The sequence below is a fragment of the Paenibacillus sp. LHD-117 genome (assembly GCF_030929555.1).
Classification (GTDB): Bacteria; Bacillota; Bacilli; order Paenibacillales; family Paenibacillaceae; genus Pristimantibacillus.
On the sequence record NZ_JAVFVT010000004.1, the window covers coordinates 58490 to 72733 of the forward strand.

Annotated in this window: 11 protein-coding genes; all 11 read right to left on the reverse strand. The window is 54.1% G+C overall.

The window, feature by feature from the left end; all coding sequences use genetic code 11:
- Positions 1-144: 144 nt before the first annotated feature.
- The 11 genes from RB620_RS03845 to RB620_RS03895 all read right to left on the reverse strand — a co-directional run bounded on the left by RB620_RS03845 (position 145) and on the right by RB620_RS03895 (position 14238).
- Entirely contained in the window at positions 145-2322 is a 2178-nt protein-coding gene (locus RB620_RS03845) for a methyl-accepting chemotaxis protein (protein ID WP_308092206.1), read from the reverse strand.
- A 184-nt stretch (positions 2323-2506) separates the two neighbouring features.
- Positions 2507-4717 carry a methyl-accepting chemotaxis protein gene (locus tag RB620_RS03850; RefSeq protein WP_308092207.1) on the reverse strand — a complete coding sequence of 737 codons (2211 nt, stop codon included), beginning with the start codon at positions 4715-4717 and terminating at the stop codon, positions 2507-2509.
- 214 nt (positions 4718-4931) lie between these two features.
- Positions 4932-6188, reverse strand: a complete 1257-nt coding sequence (locus RB620_RS03855) for a peptidase U32 family protein (protein ID WP_374121357.1) — start codon at positions 6186-6188, stop codon at positions 4932-4934.
- Positions 6189-6219: 31 nt separating this feature from the next.
- The gene (locus RB620_RS03860; protein ID WP_308092209.1) at positions 6220-7152 is read right to left on the reverse strand and encodes a peptidase U32 family protein; all 933 of its coding nucleotides are present in this window, start codon (positions 7150-7152) and stop codon (positions 6220-6222) included.
- A gap of 36 nt (positions 7153-7188) precedes the next feature.
- Positions 7189-8325 carry an endolytic transglycosylase MltG gene (gene mltG, locus RB620_RS03865; RefSeq protein WP_308092210.1) on the reverse strand — a complete coding sequence of 379 codons (1137 nt, stop codon included), beginning with the start codon at positions 8323-8325 and terminating at the stop codon, positions 7189-7191.
- Between the two features lie 127 nt (positions 8326-8452).
- The gene (locus RB620_RS03870; protein ID WP_308092211.1) at positions 8453-8761 is read right to left on the reverse strand and encodes a DUF1292 domain-containing protein; all 309 of its coding nucleotides are present in this window, start codon (positions 8759-8761) and stop codon (positions 8453-8455) included.
- Positions 8761-9057, reverse strand: coding sequence for a DUF1292 domain-containing protein (locus tag RB620_RS03875; RefSeq protein WP_308092212.1), 297 nt, complete (start codon positions 9055-9057; stop codon positions 8761-8763). Before RB620_RS03875 ends, RB620_RS03870 begins: the two co-directional genes overlap by 1 nt.
- Before the next feature lie 8 nt (positions 9058-9065).
- Entirely contained in the window at positions 9066-9482 is a 417-nt protein-coding gene (ruvX, locus tag RB620_RS03880) for a Holliday junction resolvase RuvX (RefSeq protein ID WP_308092213.1), read from the reverse strand.
- Positions 9483-9685: 203 nt separating this feature from the next.
- Positions 9686-9949, reverse strand: coding sequence for an IreB family regulatory phosphoprotein (locus RB620_RS03885; RefSeq protein ID WP_116045679.1), 264 nt, complete (start codon positions 9947-9949; stop codon positions 9686-9688).
- 55 nt (positions 9950-10004) lie between these two features.
- A complete protein-coding gene (gene alaS / locus RB620_RS03890) occupies positions 10005-12638 on the reverse strand; it encodes an alanine--tRNA ligase (protein ID WP_308092214.1) in 2634 nt (877 codons plus the stop codon).
- Positions 12639-13167: 529 nt separating this feature from the next.
- Positions 13168-14238 carry an AI-2E family transporter gene (locus RB620_RS03895; RefSeq protein ID WP_308092215.1) on the reverse strand — a complete coding sequence of 357 codons (1071 nt, stop codon included), beginning with the start codon at positions 14236-14238 and terminating at the stop codon, positions 13168-13170.
- Between the last annotated feature and the right edge of the window lie 6 nt (positions 14239-14244).

Below are 14244 nucleotides of genomic sequence, written 5' to 3' on the forward strand. Positions count from 1 at the left end.
CGTTCGCGCACCTCCTCTCTTTATTGTTCCCTTAAGATTCAAACTCTCAAACCTAGGAGAATGCGCCGCAATGAAGGCGAAACGCCGAAGAACCCTGCGCCATCGGTACAGGGTTCTTAAAGGTAATTTTTATGAATGTCAGGCCTAATCCATTTTGAACTTGGATAACGATTCCTTCAGCTCGCGCGACACGGCATCCAGCTTATCCGATAACCGGACGAGACTTTCGCTGATCGACAGCTGCTCGCTGCTGAGGGAAGCGACTTCTTCCGACGTAGCCGAAGATTCCTCCGCGACCGCGCTGACGCTTGTCATCGCATCCGACATCACCGCCTGCGACTTCTCGAGCTCGTTCACCGCGCTTGTAGCCAGCTCCAGCTTGTCGGAGAACTGCCCCATCTGGGCCTCAACCTTCAGGAAGATCGAATTCGCTTCCTTAACGGATGTGATCTGCTCCTGGAACAGCGGGTAAGCCTCCGACAACACCGATACGGTTTCTTCGATCTCGCCTTGAATCTTCGCCGTAATTTGCGCGACGACGTCGATCGATTGCCTGGATTGATCCGCCAGCTTGCGAATCTCGTCGGCAACGACCATAAAACCTTTGCCGGCCGCGCCTGCCCGGGCCGCTTCGATCGTTGCGTTCAGGGACAAAATGTTCGTCTGTTTCGTCAAGTTGTTCAGCACATCGAGAATTTTGACGATCGAGCCCGTACTGTCTTTGAGCGCGTCTACCTTTTCGACCATGGAACGCGTCATTTCTTCGGTTGTTCCCGTTTTCTCGATCAGGACGCCCATATAAGCGGTACCTTGTCGGCTCGCTTTCTCGACTTCCGACGCGGAGCTAGACATCTCAACGTTCGCCGAGATAACTTCTTTCATCTGCACGTTCATATGGTTCGTTAAGTCGCTGCCCTTCTCCGCTTCGACCGCCAGGCTTGTTGCGCCATTCGCGATTTCTTCCGTCGCGACGGCGATTTCCTTCGCCGCGATCGACGTTTGTTTCGAAGCTTCGGTCAAGTCCGATGCCGTGGCGAGCACCTCGGCCGCCGACCTTGTCGTCTGAAGCGCCAGCGATTGGATTTGCGTCATCATTTCATTGAAGCTGTCCGCCAGTTGACCGATTTCATCCTGACGTTTTCTTACGTTCGAACGGACGGTTAGATTTCCTCTAGCGCCTTCGACCATTAAGTTACGTAGCTGCACGAGCGGCTTCGCGATCGTCGCGATGACGAGCAAGCCAATCGCTACCGCGATTACGGCGCCGAGCAGTCCCATCCATATGGTCAGGTTGCCGATGACGCTTGCTTGTTTCGCCAGTTCTTCTACCGGAATGGTTCCTACGAGCTTCCATTCCGCGTTTTTGAACGTTTGGTAGGCCGCCAGCACCTCGTTTCCGTCCGCGTCGTTCAGCTTAGGCCGACCGGTTTCCGCATCCGCGGGAAGCGAAACCGAAGCCGCTTTGCCGATCAGGGCAGCATCGTCGTTAATGATCGTGTTGTTTTGCGCATCAACGACGAACAGCTTGCTGCCGTTGCCCAAATTCACATCCTGATAACGTTCGACGAACCGTTCCACCGGAACTTCGAGTACAAGCACGAACGTATCGTCGATCATCCCGATATTTTTGACCAGCCGCGCAAGCGCGATCGAAGATGCATCCTTCGCCGCAACGATTCCGTCTGCCTGCGCTTCGATCCACATTTCGCGGCCGTCCATCTCGATGACTTGTTTAAACCATTCGGCTTCCCTAACCTTTTTCCCTACGGTGCTGTCCGCAAGCCCTGCGGTGATCGGCATCGTATCCGGAGACGTCGGAATAAACGCCGCGCCGGCAATCGTATTGTTGCCCATAATATAATTGGAGAGCCTTTCCGCTACGTCGCGCGATGCCATGAGCGAATCGAATTCGTCCGTCTGCGTAACATACGTTTGCAAATGTTCCCGAATATCCTTGTCGATCATAATTTGCATCGTAAGATCGCTGTAATTCTGGAATACAGTGTCCAAATTGTTCGCGACTTGCGTTATCGTCTGCAAGCTTGCTTCGGAAACGTTCTCCTCCACCAGCTTTTTCGCTTCGAAATAAGAAAGCACGCCTACCGCGATGACGCAAGCGATAATGCTGGCCGAAATAATGAGCAAAAGCTTTAGTCCAACCGATTTGATCGGATTCGTTAGCTTCGTCTCCTTAAGCCCTGCCCCCCAAGACTTGGCCATTCCCACGACCGACCCTCCGGCCGAGAGCCCCGCGGAAACCTTTTTCCACTTGTCTCTCCCTATTTTCCCCTTCCCGGAATGTTCCTTCTTCAAGTCTGACATGAAGTCATGCACCGCCTTCGTTGGTTTTAGACGTATCTAGTGATATGTACCCAGCTTCTTAATGCCTACTATTACTTATCGACCACTCCCTCCGAATTAATAATAGGTAAAGTAGAAATCATCCGTCCCAAAAAACACAAAAAGAGTCTTCCGCTCTGTACGGAAGACTCCCCTCACCCACAGGTTATATTTTGAACTTGGACAACGAGTCCTTAAGCCCTTTCGACACCGCATCCAGCTTCTCGGACAGCTGTACGAGGCTTTCACTGATTGCCAGCTGCTCGCTGCTGAGCGACGCGACTTCCTCCGAAGTGGCCGATGCCTCCTCCGCAACGGCGCTTACGTTCGTCATCGCCACGGCAAGCACGGATTGCGACTGATTCAGCTCCTCGATCGAAGAGGTAACGCCTTCCAACCGACTGGCGAAATTGCCCATTTGCTCCTGCACCGTCAAGAAGATGCCGTTCGCTTCCTTCACCGAGCCAATCTGCTCTTGGAAGATCGGATATGCATCCGACAGCACATGAACCGTTTCTTCGATTTCGCCCGCGATCTTCGCCGTAATTTGCGCGACGACGTCGATCGATTGCCTCGACTGGTCGGCGAGCTTGCGAATCTCGTCCGCTACGACCATGAAACCTTTGCCTGCCGCGCCTGCGCGCGCCGCTTCGATCGTAGCGTTCAAGGAAAGAATGTTCGTCTGTTTCGTCAGATTGTTCAGCACATCCAAAATTTTGACGATCGAACCGGTGCTGTCCTTCAGCTTGTCCACCTTCTCGACCATGGAACGGGTCATCTCTTCCGTCAATCCGGTCTTCTCGATCAACATGCCCATGTAGGCCGTACCTTGTCCGCTCGCCCGTTCCACCTGCGCGGCCGAAGCGGCCATCTCCCGGTTCGCTTCGATGACCCTCCGCATCTGGGTATTCATGTCGCTCGTTAAGTCGTTGCCGCGCTCCGCCTCGACGGCCAGACTTGTCGCGCCTCCCGCGATCTCTTCGGTAGCGACCGCGATCTCTCTAGCGGACATCGAAGTTTTTTTCGATGCGCTCGTCAGATCCGATGCCGTGAGGAGGACTTGTTCGGCCGAAGCCGTCGATTGATGAGCGAGCTCCGTAATTTGCGTCATCATACGGTTGAAGCTGTCGCTTAGACCTCCGATCTCGTCCTGGCGTTTCCGGATCGACGACCGCACCGTCAGATTGCCCCCCGCTCCCTCGACCATCAAATTCCGCAGCCGTACAAGAGGCGTTGCGATTGAGAACAACACGAGGAACCCGATTGCGATCGCGATGACCGCTGCTGCCGCGACCGTGATCCAAGTCAAGGTGCGTATCGCTTCGGCATCCTTTACGAGCATCTCGACCGGGATCGTGCCGACGAGCTTCCAGTCCATAGCCTCGAACGACTTGTACACGGCCAGCACTTCCAGGCCATTCGTCGTCGTGAGCTTCGTCGCGCCGAAGTCGCCGTCTTCTCCTGCGGGCAATTGAACGTTCGCAGGCTGACCGATTCGCGCCGGGTCGTTCGCGACGACATAATTGCCGCTGCCGTCGACGATCGCTATTTCGCTGCCCTCGCCGAGCGAAACTTCGCTGTAACGGTCGCTGAACGTGCCGACTTCCATCTCCAGCAGCAGCACATACGAGGCATCGCTCGATACGCTATCCTTCAGCAGGCGGCTGATGCCGATCGACTTCTGATCGGGACCCATCGACAGCCCTTCCGCCTGTGGCGCGATCCAATTCACCTTGCCGTTGAACTCGATGGTCTGTTGGAACCATGCCTGCTTCATCAGCGCATCCGCCGATGTGCTAAGCGCGGAACCGGAAGCTACGATATGTAAACCTTCCTTGACCGGCAGCAGCATGATCCCCTTGATCGAGCTGTTGCCGATGGCATAGGCTTGAATCTTGTCGCTTAATTTGCGGGAAGCTTCGAATCTCGAATAATCGTCCGCGTTGCTCGCGATGTCGCCAACGATCGTGTGGAAATCCTTGTCGACCAAAATCTGCAGTGTAATGTCTTCGTATGTTTTATAAATGATATCCAAATTTTCAGCTACCTGGTTTACCGTTTGAAGGCTGGCGTCCGACACTTTTTTCTCGACGATGGACTTCGCTTCGCCATAGGCCATAAGTCCCACGGTCAGAACGCATGCCAATATGCTCACGAAAATGATCAGAAACAGCTTCATCCCTACCGATTTGAGCGGACTCGCCAGCTTCGTCTCTTTCATCATTTCCGCTACGGTGTTCGCCCTGTTTGCGGCTGCCGCAAACGCTGAACCCGCACCGGAACCCGCCAATCCACTGGAAGCGTTTTCAAGTTTGCCTTGTTGATGCCCTTCGATTCCTTTTGACGCAGTCTTCTTCTCTTTCTTCTTACCGGCCATTGTCGAATACCCCGCTTTCATGTTGGTTGGAACGTCGATTACCGCATCCGTCTAGCGAACTGTGCCGAAATATGTATAGTAGTTAAGTTCTATTATTTGTGATTGTCTTTCCCTTGTCAATTGCTTGGAGAAAAAAATAAACCGCGTGAACTTTCCAAAGTTGAACTGTCAAAAAAAAACCGCCCCCAGAGGGGACAGGTTCGGAAACAAACGATTATCTGATTTTTTTGCGCATCATATCCATCGGCTTCACCGGTTTGAGCGTGCGAATCCGTACATGCTGCAGCGGATGTCTGGCCGCGTCGATCGGCTTGCCGTCAAGATCCGTAAGTTCCGTTACGGTCTGCTTGAAGAACGTGCCTCCCGGACCGACAAACTCCACCTCTTGGCCGGGCTTGAAGTGATTGCGCTGCTGAAGAGTCGCAAAGCCGGTGTTTTCATCGTATTCGAGGACGATGCCGGCGAAATCGTATGGAGCCGCTTTCTCCTCCGGCTCGTAGATATGGTCTTCGGCTCCCGGCATATCCAGGAAGAAGCCCGTATTTAGCGGACGGTTGGCAGCCTTGTTCATCTCTTCGATCCATTCCGGTTTCACTTTGAAGTTAACCGGATCTTCGAAGTACTCGTCGATCGCTTTACGATATACATTCACTACCGTCGCGACGTAATGAATGCTTTTCATTCTGCCTTCGATTTTGAAACTGTCGACGCCTACCTCGATGAGCTCGGGCAAATACTCGATCATGCACAGATCCTTCGAGCCCATCGTAAATTGATCTTCGCCTTCCTCGTACATCGGGGCGTCGTCCACGAACAAGTCGTACTTCCAGCGGCAGGATTGGCAGCAGCCGCCCCGGTTGGAATCGCGGTCGGTAAAATGGTTGGACAAAACGCAGCGGCCCGAATACGAAGAGCACATCGCGCCATGAATGAAAGCCTCGATTTCGATATCGACATGGCTTTTGATTTCCGCGATTTCCTTGAAGCTCGTCTCCCTTGCCAAGACGACGCGCGGCAATCCTTCGTCCTTCCAGAATTTCACCGCTTGCCAGTTCATCGTAGACTGCTGCGTGCTCAGATGAACCTCCATCTTAGGCGCTACGCGCTGCGCCGTCTCGATGATGACGGGATCCGCGGCGATAATGGCCGCAATGCCCGCTTCCTCCAGATTGCGAAGGTATTGCTCAAGACCATCGATATCCTCATTGTGCGCGTAGATGTTTGTAGCCACGAATACTTTGGCGCCGTAACGGCTCGCGAACTCTACGCCTTCTTTCATTTCCTCGAAGCTAAAGTTGTCGGCGCCCGAACGGAGGCCGTACTTCTGTCCTCCGATATAAACCGCGTCGGCCCCGTAATGCACGGCGAATTTCAGCTTCTCCAGATTGCCCGCGGGAGCCAGCAGCTCCGGTCTGTCGAGCCGATTCCGTTTGCCGGTATACCGCGGAGCGGTGGTTGGCGTCGTGCTCACCTGCATGCACCTCCTGCATTCCCATATTCGATCAATACACTTGCTCTTTATAAAAAAATCCGAAGCTTAACTCCCGCTTGGGATCCTGCACGTCGCGAATGGCATCCAGCCATTCCTCTTGGAACGAATACCCTTCCGGGTCGGCGATGTAAGCGTCGATCGCTTGACGGTACGCCCTGACTACTGCTTCATTATACTCGATTGATTTCATGATTCCTTCGACCTTCAGGCTATCCACGGAAATTGCCAGAAGCTCATGGATATTCTCGAGCATGCAAATATCGTCCGAGCTCATGATATGGGTGCCGCCGTCATCCTGGAAGATCGGATATCGCTCGTCCGGGCGTTCGGCTTCCATCAGATATAGGCCGCGTTCTCGCTCCGCGTCTTCAATGCGTCCCGTATCGCCATGGTGATCCAAATAACTATTGACGAGCGACCGCTTCGAATGGTAAATGTTCGTCATTCCGTGCACTTGCACCTGGATTTCGAGCTTCGACTTTGCCTTCGTGTCCTCGATCTGCTCCATGTTCAGCTCGCGCGCCAGCACGTAGCGGGTTGCCCCTCTGCGGGCCCAATATTCCGCCGTGACGAAGTTCGTCGACGTCATCTCCGCGTTCCAATGCAGCCCGATTCCGGGCGCAAGCTCGCGCGCGGCAACGAGCACAGCGGGGTCGCCGAAGACGATGGCATCCACGCCGAGACCGTGAATCGCGCGGATGTAGTCCGGCATCGTCTCGAGCGTTTCGTTATCGATCAAATTGTTCATCGATACATAGATGCGAACGCCTCTCGGCTTAGCCAGCTTAACGGCTGCCCCGATCATTTCAAGCGTAAACGCTCCGGCAAGCCGGGTGCCGTAACGCGACTCACCGATCACGAACGCATCGGCACCGGCGTCCATTAGTCGTTCGAGCTCTTCCAGCGATGCGGCTGTCGACAGCAGCTCCGGTTTGTAAGTCATGTCCATTCTCCTTCTCCATGCAGAACTCAAGAAAAACTAGTTGGCCGTTTTTTCGCTCTTTTCGATATTGCGAAGATGCTCGTTATACGTCTTCGCGAACAGATGCGTCTGCGATCCGTCTTTTTTCGTCACGTAGAACAAATAATCCGACTCCGCCGGGTAGAGCGCCGCTTCGATGGACGCAAGGCTCGGGCTTGCGATCGGACCGGGAGGCAAACCGTCGTTTTTGTAAGTATTATAAGGACTGTCGATCTCCAAGTCCTTCTGCATGAGCCGCTCCTTCGGTTCGTCCAGCGCGTATTGGACGGCCGCGTCGATCTGCAGCCTCATCGGCTCGGCGAGCCGGTTATAGATGACGCTTGCGACGAGCGGCCGCTCTTCGTCGACGACGACTTCCCGCTCGATAAGAGAAGCGATGGTCATAATCTCGTGCAGCGTTCTGCCCGAAGCCTCCATCGCATCCTGCCAATCATCCGGCAAGCCGCTAAGCTTCCGGTCCGTCTCCTGGAGCATGCGCGCGATAATCTCCTCTTCGGTGCTTCCCTTCTTCATCTCGTACGTCTCCGGGAACATGTAACCTTCGAGGCGTTTGTGCAATTTATCGTTATCCGGAATGGAGAGGACGGTTTCCGCTTCTTTCCACGAACGGCCGTTCTCTGCCAAGTCCAGAAACTTGTCCTTGTTAATTAATCCATCCGCCGCCAGCTTGTCGGCGATCTGTAGCACCGTGAACCCTTCGGGAATCGTGAATCGAATCGTTTCTTCCGCGACCGTATCGCCGGCGTTCAGCATGGCGATGATCTCGGAATTCTCCATGCCCGGCTTCATTTCGTATGTGCCGGCCTGGAAACGCGCCCCTTCGTCCTTCAGCTGCAAATAATAACCGAACACGAAGCTGTTTTTGATGATTCCATTCTCTTCCAGCGAGTCGGCAACCGAGTTGGCGGACATCCCCCGCGAGATTGTCACTTGTTTCGCATCCCCTGCCGGCGTCGGCTGAAGGTTGCTCCAGACGTAGTAAAGCACGATTCCGGCTCCAATTGCCATAATGCTTATTAAACTAAGCACGACCCAAAGCGAGATGACCCAGGTTTTTGGTCTGGAGCGGTTTTTGTTGCTTTTTTTCTTTTTCTTTTTCTTTTCGGTCGTTGATTGCTGTTTTTCTTCCGGCATATCCAACCTGCTACACCCTCTTTAAGTAAGTTTCCGCTAGTGCGAATAAGGCGAGAATCTTATCATGGCTTGGAATTTGAAAAAGAGCGGTTGTCAGCCGCCCTTAGTGTCAACTATATGGAAGATGCTAGGGCCTGTCGTCGCTTGCGAACAGCAAATCGTCGTACGCTTCGGACGCCGTTTCCCATTCTTCGTCGTCCTCGATCGTCTCGAGCTGCGGTTCTCCGTCTCCTTGGCGGACACGCAAAAATTCAACCTCGTCTTCCGCTTCCATCTCCTCGCTTTGCAGCGCCGCGTAAACGGCGCCGCCCAGCTCGAATTCGGCTTTGATTCGGAACGTCTGCGTGCTTCCGTCCTCGGCAACCAGGTCGACATGATCGCCGAAAGCCTCTTTTAGCATACTGAGTCGTTTGGGCGTATGATTAAGCTCGGACATTAGTCCTGTTCCTCCATCTCGCCTAGAAGCGTGTTGAACGTTTCTTCGACCATATTCCATTCTTCTTCGTCCTCGATCGTGTATAACTTGAGGTCGTCGCCTTCCTCTTCGTAGCGGAACGCGTACACTTCGTCTTCTTCCTCGTCGTTGCCGATCAGAGGCACGACCATCATATATTTCTGATCCGAACCATCGACTTCGAATTTCATGATGACTTCGAATTCTTCTTCATTGCCTTCTTCGTCCGGAATATAAATAATTTCCGGCTCTTCATATTGCATGTCGTCATTTGTCATGGTTACCCTCACCTTTTCGTTTTAGAGTCGAGAAAATTTTGCAAGATCAGCGTTGCCGCCATCTTGTCGATTACTTGCTTCCGTTTCCTCCGGCTGACGTCCGCTTCGAGAAGCGTCCGTTCGGCAGCTACCGTTGTCAGCCTTTCATCCCAAAGGTGAACAGGTATACCTAGCTTCTGCCCAATCTGTTCGGCAAACGCGATGCAAATTTCGCCACGCGGACCTACGGAACCGTTCATGTTCTTCGGCAAACCGACGACAATCTCGGACACTTCGTGCTCGCTGACGAGATCGGCGATCCGGTCCATCTCGCCGCCGTCCCGCCTGCGTTCCACGACCGTCAAGCCTTGCGCGGTCCACCGGAAAGCGTCGCTGACGGCTACGCCGATATTACGGTCTCCGTAATCCAATCCCATTACTCTCACTAACCGCCCGGCCCCTTAGAGGAAGTTCAAAAATCCGCTTTTGATTACGAAGCAAATGCTCCGAAGCAAACTCGACATCGAATCTTGAACTCAGCCGAAACTTTCGGTTCTCACATAGCTCCGCTATGCTCCGATCCTCATTTTCTAGCTTCGTCCAACTTTCTCGGTACTGAAAACCGAATTTTTGAACTCTGATTTAAATTTTACTGTTTCTTATGCTGCAGATAGAACCGAACCAGCTCTTCGATCAATTCGTCCCGTTCCTTCTTACGGATCAAACTTCGGGCGTTGTTGTGCCGCGGAATATACGCGGGATCTCCGGACAGCAAATACCCAACGATCTGGTTAATCGGATTGTATTCCTTCTCCAGCAGCGCTTCGTGAACGCTGAGAAGAATATCCCCGGAAGAAGTTTCCACCCCCTCCGCCTTCACGTTAAACTTCATTGTTTGGTCCATGGAACTCATCAACAGCACCTCGCTTTCAAGAAACGCATCCCATACGGGATGTTGCCTAGTACTATCATATCACATTCGCCCTGCCGACAACCAGTTCCTCGGCAATTTTGAGCGCTTCATCCAGCTTCGAAACATCCTTGCCGCCGGCTTGGGCCATATCCGGGCGTCCGCCGCCGTTGCCGCCGCACACCAACGCAGCTTCCTTGATGATCTTGCCTGCATGATAGCCTTGTTTCACCAGGTCAGCCGATACGGCTGCCGCTAGGTTCACCTTGTCCTCTTGCACCGAGCCTAGAACGATAACGCTCGATCCCAACTTAAGCTTCAACTCGTCCACGATGCCGCGCAACGCGTCCATGGTAGGGGCGTTTACTTTCGCACACAGCACTTGGATATCGCCAAACTTAATGGCCTTGGTCTCCAGCGAGCCCGCTTCGATGCGGCCCAGCTTCGCTTGAAGCGACTCATTCTCGCGCGAGAGCTCCTTCACTTGTCCGAACAATCCTTCGATCCGCTTCGGCACGTCGGCGATATTGGACTTCAGCAGAGCGGAAGATTGTTTCAGCAGTTCGAGCTGCTCTTCATAATAGACGTATGCATGTTTGCCCGTCACCGCTTCGATCCGGCGTACGCCGGAGCCGATGCCGCTCTCGCCGAGCAGCTTGAACAGGCCGATCTGCGACGTGTTGCTGACGTGGCAGCCGCCGCACAGCTCGAGGCTGTAGTCGCCTACTTGGACGACGCGCACGACATCGCCGTATTTCTCGCCGAACAGCGCCATGGCGCCCATCGCTTTCGCTTCGTTCAGCGACTTGTTCGAAATCGCCACCTCCGTGCCGAACCAGATCTGTTCGTTCACTTTGCGTTCGATCAAGGCAAGCTCCTCGGCCGTAATGCTGCCGAAGTGGGAGAAGTCGAACCGCAAACGCTCCGCTTCAACGAGCGATCCGGCCTGGTTGACGTGGTCGCCTAACACTTCTTTGAGCGCTTTGTGCAGCAGATGCGTAGCCGTGTGGTTCTTAATGATATCCTCGCGAGATGCTCTCGCTACCGCCGCCGTGACAAGCTCGCCGGAGCGGACCGTGCCGGACGTTACGACGGCATGATGCACGTTCTGGCCGTGCGGAGCCTTCGTCACGTCTTCGACCTGCAGCGTGAAGCCGCCGCCGTTAATCGTGCCTTTGTCGCCGATCTGTCCGCCGCTCTCCGCATAGAAAGGCGTACGGTCGAGCAGGATCGCCACGCGGCTGCCTTCGCCTGCCAGATCGACCAGCGCATCATCCAGGATGATCGCCGTGATTTTGGATTCAGTTACCAAATCATTATAGCCAACAAACTCGCTTTTATCCGTAAAGTCGGCAAGCGGTCCGCCCTGAACCTTCATGCTGCCCGTATCTTGGCGGGCGGCGCGGGCGCGTTCGCGCTGGGCTTCCATCGCGGAATCGAAACCTTCGCGGTCGACGGTCAGTCCGTGCTCCGAAGCAAAGTCTTCCGTCAGGTCGAACGGGAAGCCATAAGTGTCATACAGCTTGAAGGCGTCATTGCCGCCGATCGCGCCGCTTCCGGACTCCTTCGCTTGCTTCACGAGAGCCTCCAGCAGAACCAGGCCGTCCGATAGCGTCTCGTGGAACCGCTCTTCTTCCGTCCGGATGACCCGCTCGATGAATTCGCGCTTCTCGACCACTTCCGGATAATACACGCCCATCACTTCGCCTACGACAGGCGTCAGCTCGAACAGGAACGGACGGTCTACGCCGAGCGACTTCCCGTAACGTACGGCGCGGCGAAGCAAGCGGCGGATAATGTAGCCGCGGCCTTCGTTCGACGGCATGACGCCGTCGCCGACGGAGAAGACGACGGTGCGGACATGGTCCGCGATGACCTTCAGCGCGACATCCTGATCTTCGTTCGTCTTGTACTTCACACCCGCGATCTCGCAGGTGCGGTCGATGATCGGACGGAACAAGTCCGTGTCGAAGTTCGAATCAACGTCCTGCAGGATGGAAGCGAAACGTTCGAGACCCGCTCCCGTATCGATGTTTTTGTTAGGCAGCGGCGTATAGCTGCCGTCCTTGTTGTGGTTGAACTGTGAGAACACGAGGTTCCATACTTCGAGGAAACGTTCGTTCTCGCCGCCTGGCCAGCATTCCGGATCCGACAGATCGCCGTACTTGTCCCCGCGGTCGTAGAAGATCTCGGTGCAAGGACCGCATGGGCCTTCGCCGATATCCCAGAAGTTCTCCTCCAGCTTGTAGATGCGCTCCGCTGGCAGGCCGATCTTCTCGTTCCAGAAGCGGAACGCCTCCTCGTCCTCCGGATAGACAGTGACGGACAGACGGTCCGGATCGAAGCCGATCCATTTCTTGTCGGTCAGGAACTCCCAAGCCCAAGTGATAACTTCTTCTTTGAAATAATCGCCGATGGAGAAGTTGCCCAGCATCTCGAAAAACGTATGATGGCGGCGCGTCTTGCCGACGTTTTCGATATCGTTGGTGCGAATGCACTTCTGGGAATTCACGATGCGCGGATTGTCCGGTATAACCCGGCCGTCGAAATAAGGCTTAAGCGGCGCCATACCTGCGTTTATCCAAAGCAAGGACGGGTCGTTATGCGGCACGAGCGACGCGCTCGGCTCGATGGCATGGCCTTTGCTCTCGAAGAATGCAAGCCACTTGGATCTGATTTCGCTAGCTTTCATGGAATAGTTCCTCCTTGGTCGTCGATGCGGCTGCCCGCTCGCGGTCAAAAATAAAAAACGCCCCTGTCAATGACAGGGACGAATCAATATCGCGGTACCACCCTGGTTATCGCGCTCATGAGCGCAATCGCCTTCGCGGACGATAACGGGTCCAACCGGTGAAGTTCGTTCACACTCCGAAAACAGCTTTCGGCCATCCTTCGCAGAAGCGCTCTCTCAACCGACGCTCCCCGCCTGTGGCGATATGGAAGCGAAGAAGCGCCCTCTCTGGCTGTCGGGCAATGACCTACTTATTTTCATCATCGATTTAAGGAAGTTCAAATATCCGCTTTTGATTACGAAGTATGTCGAGAAGCTTATTCGACATCGAATCTTGAATTCAGCCGAACCTTCCGGTGCTCACGTAGCTCTGCTACGCTCCGCTCCTCACGTTCTAGCTTCATTCAACCTTCTCAGTACTGAAAAGCGAATTTTTGAACCTTTATCTTAAGCATATATGCACAAATTATATCCATCCCCCGAATCGCTGTCAAATGATCTTTCGCCTAACATAGTAGGCGAACATGTGCTGCACGATCACTTTGCATGCCGCGAAGATCGGCACTGCCAGAATCATGCCCGCGATGCCCGCGATCTCACCTCCGGCGAGCAAGGCGAAGATGATGAGCAGCGGATGCAGATGAAGCGTGCGCCCGACGACCTGAGGGGAGATGATGTTGCCTTCGAGAATTTGGCAAAGCGTATTGACGATGGCGACGTAGATCATCATTTTGAGCGAGACGGTCGAAGCCATCAGCAGCGCAGGCGCGGCGCCGAAGAACGGGCCGAGGTACGGGATGACGTTCGTGATCGCCACGACGCTCGCCAGCAGGAGCGCATAAGGCATGCCGATCAGCAAATAACCGCCGTACGCCAGCGTTCCCACGATGATGCAGACCAGGAATTGTCCCCGGATGTAGCTGCCGAGCGCCTGGTCGATATCTTTCATGAGCCGGACCGTGTTCTTCCGATGGGACTTCGGAACGTAAGTAATGATCGTCCGCTCGAACACGTCGAAATCCTTCAAAATATAAAACGCGAGGAATGGGATGATGAATACGACGAACACCGCGCTCAGCATGGAACCGATGTTATTGACGAAATGAAACAACGATTCCGATATTTTTTTCTCGATGCCGATCAGTGCCTTGTCGACGCCGTCCCGGAAGCTTTCTGGCAGGAAAGTCGTATTGTTCAGATCGGTCACGATGTTCTGTGCCCTTATCGTCAGCTCTGGTATATGGTGATTGAGCTCTTGCACCTGACCGACGAACATCGGTATCAGGTTGACGAGCAGCACCGTAATAGCCGCGCAGAAAACCGCATAGATGAGCAGCACCGCGATCGTACGAGGCACCTTCCTCTCGTGAAGCATCGACACGATCGGGTTAAGCACGTAAGAAATAATCATGGCGATAATGAACGGGCCGAGCACGGCCTTGAGGAAACCGTAGATCGTGACGATGAGCGGCTTCAGCTGCTGCAGGAAATAAATCGCGATGAGACCGAGAATCAAATATACCAGCCATACGAACAGCCTATTGCTTGTGAAACGTTCCATCGGCAA

Excerpts from the sequence above, each read along its gene's own strand:
- RB620_RS03845 (WP_308092206.1), bottom strand. The coding sequence starts at position 2,322 with ATGTCAGACTTGAAGAAGGAACATTCCGGGAAGGGGAAAATAGGGAGA.
- RB620_RS03895 (WP_308092215.1), bottom strand. The coding sequence starts at position 14,238 with ATGGAACGTTTCACAAGCAATAGGCTGTTCGTATGGCTGGTATATTTG.
- mltG (WP_308092210.1), bottom strand. The coding sequence starts at position 8,325 with ATGCCGGAAGAAAAACAGCAATCAACGACCGAAAAGAAAAAGAAAAAG.
- RB620_RS03875 (WP_308092212.1), bottom strand. The coding sequence starts at position 9,057 with ATGACAAATGACGACATGCAATATGAAGAGCCGGAAATTATTTATATT.
- RB620_RS03850 (WP_308092207.1), bottom strand. The coding sequence starts at position 4,717 with ATGGCCGGTAAGAAGAAAGAGAAGAAGACTGCGTCAAAAGGAATCGAA.
- RB620_RS03885 (WP_116045679.1), bottom strand. The coding sequence starts at position 9,949 with ATGAGTTCCATGGACCAAACAATGAAGTTTAACGTGAAGGCGGAGGGG.
- alaS (WP_308092214.1), bottom strand. The coding sequence starts at position 12,638 with ATGAAAGCTAGCGAAATCAGATCCAAGTGGCTTGCATTCTTCGAGAGC.
- RB620_RS03860 (WP_308092209.1), bottom strand. The coding sequence starts at position 7,152 with ATGACTTACAAACCGGAGCTGCTGTCGACAGCCGCATCGCTGGAAGAG.
- RB620_RS03870 (WP_308092211.1), bottom strand. The coding sequence starts at position 8,761 with ATGTCCGAGCTTAATCATACGCCCAAACGACTCAGTATGCTAAAAGAG.